At 70.6% G+C, this 1,940-nt stretch carries 1 protein-coding gene; it reads right to left on the reverse strand.

All coding sequences use genetic code 11. The annotated features are described in order from the left end of the window. Positions 1-164: 164 nt before the first annotated feature. Positions 165-1,847, reverse strand: coding sequence for a carbohydrate-binding module family 20 domain-containing protein (locus tag AA75_RS31300; RefSeq protein WP_233289276.1), 1,683 nt, complete (start codon positions 1,845-1,847; stop codon positions 165-167). Positions 1,848-1,940: the final 93 nt, after the last annotated feature.

Consider the following 1,940-nt stretch of genomic DNA (forward strand, 5'->3'; position numbering starts at 1 on the left):
GGGGGTGGCGTTCACGCTGCCGATGCTGTCAGCCGGGGGTGGGGGTGGCCGGATCGACACCGCGGGTGCCACTCGATCGGTGGGTTTCGGGCGGACAGCCGTAACCCCCGCCCGGCGGGAGGGCCGGACGGGGGCGACGGGATGACGGGAATGGTGCCGGTGGGTCAGCTGCGCCAGGTGTCGTTCAGGGTGACCCGGCCGGTGGCCGGCACGGTGGCGGTGCGGTTGGCGCCGCTCTCCCAAGTCACCGAACCGTTGGCCTCCTTGCGGATGTACTTGTACTCGAAGGCGGTGCCGGCCGGCAGCGACAGGTCGAGCTTCCAGACCGGGTAGGCCGCCGAGGACAGCGGCAGCGCCTTCGAGGTGTCCCAGCCGCCGAGTGCGGCGGTGTTCCCCACCACGTAGACGTTCTGCCCGAACACCGTGGTGGCGTTGACCGCGAACGAGGCGCCGGAGGCGGTCGGCGACGGCGACGGCGAGGCGGTGGAGCCGCCGCTCGCCCCGACGTACAGGGCGACCGCGTCACCCGCGCCCACCGTGGCGGTGAACCTCCCGTCCGTGCCGACCTGGTAGCTCACACCGGTGCAGCCGCCGCCGGCCACCGGGTCGCCGTGCTGGACGTCGCAGTAGCTGCCGGCGGGCAGCGAGGTCTGGAAGGTCTGGGTGATCGGACCGCTCTCGTGGTTGATCGCCACGTAGCCCTTGCCGCCGCGGCCGAAGCCGATCGCGTTGCTGCCGTCGGACCACCAGTTGGTGACGGCGGTGCCGGCCACGGCGTTGCGGAAGCCGACCATGTTGGCCACCTGGCGCCAGGCGTGGGTGCAGTTCCAGCCGTCCTGGTAGCAGGCGTTGACGGTACCGCCGTTCGGCGGGCCGTCGTCGTTGGCGCCGAAGGCGTAGCCGGAGTAGACGTTGGGCGCGCCGTACGGGAAGGCCAGCATGAAGACGTTGGCCAGGGTGTAGGTGTTGCCGTTCTTGTAGGTGAGGGTGGAGCCGTTGCGCTCGGTGTCCCAGTTGTCGACGAAGGTGCGGGCCTGGGAGCTGCCCAGCAGGCCGGAGCCCCAGGTCGACAGGTCGGCGATCCGGCCGCCGTCGAAGGCGCTCTTCAGCCAGGTGCCGGAGCGGAACTCGTCCACGTCGCCGGTGCCGGTGTACTCGCTCGGCTGGATCGGCTCGCCGGCGCCGTAGATGACCTCCTGCACCCAGTAGGCGTTCGGGTTGCTCATCCTGGCCTTGATGGCGGCCAGGTCGGTGGCGGCGATGTGCTTGGCGGCGTCGATCCGGAAGCCGTCCACGCCGAGCGAGAGCAGGTCGCTGAGGTAGTTGGCGATGGTCTGCTGGACGTAGGAGCTGCCGGTGTTCAGGTCGGAGAGGTTGACCAGTTCGCAGTTCTGCACGTTGGCGCGGTCGGCGTAGTTGGAGATCGCGCTGCGGCAGGAGTGGAAGTCCTGGTCCTGGTAGTACCCGGGGTAGTTGTACTTGCTGTAGACGGTGCCGCCGGTGCCGGTGCCGGACCCCGCGGACATGTGGTTGACCACCGAGTCGGCGATCACCTTGACGCCTGCGGTGTGACAGGTGGCGACCATGGACTGGAACGCGGCGCGGTCGCCGAGCCGGCCGGCGATCTTGTAGCTGACGGGCTGGTAGGAGGTCCACCACTGCGGGCCCTGGATGTGTTCCTGGGGCGGGGAGACCTCGACGAAGCCGTAGCCCTTGGGGCCGAGGGTGTCGGTGCAGGCTCTCGCCACCGAGTCGAACTTCCACTCGAAGAGGGTGGCGGTGACGTCCTTGCCGCCACCGGGCGGGGTGGCCCCGGCGGTGGGCGCGAGGGTGAGTCCGGTGCCGATCGACAGCGCGAGCGCGGCCGCGGCGGCCAGTGCGCCGGCGGTACGGGCGGTACGGGCGGGACGGCGGGTGGGGGAGGTGGTGACCACGGTGTC

It is taken from the genome of Kitasatospora sp. MBT63, assembly GCF_000710465.2.
In the GTDB taxonomy this organism is placed as follows: Bacteria; Actinomycetota; Actinomycetes; order Streptomycetales; family Streptomycetaceae; genus Kitasatospora.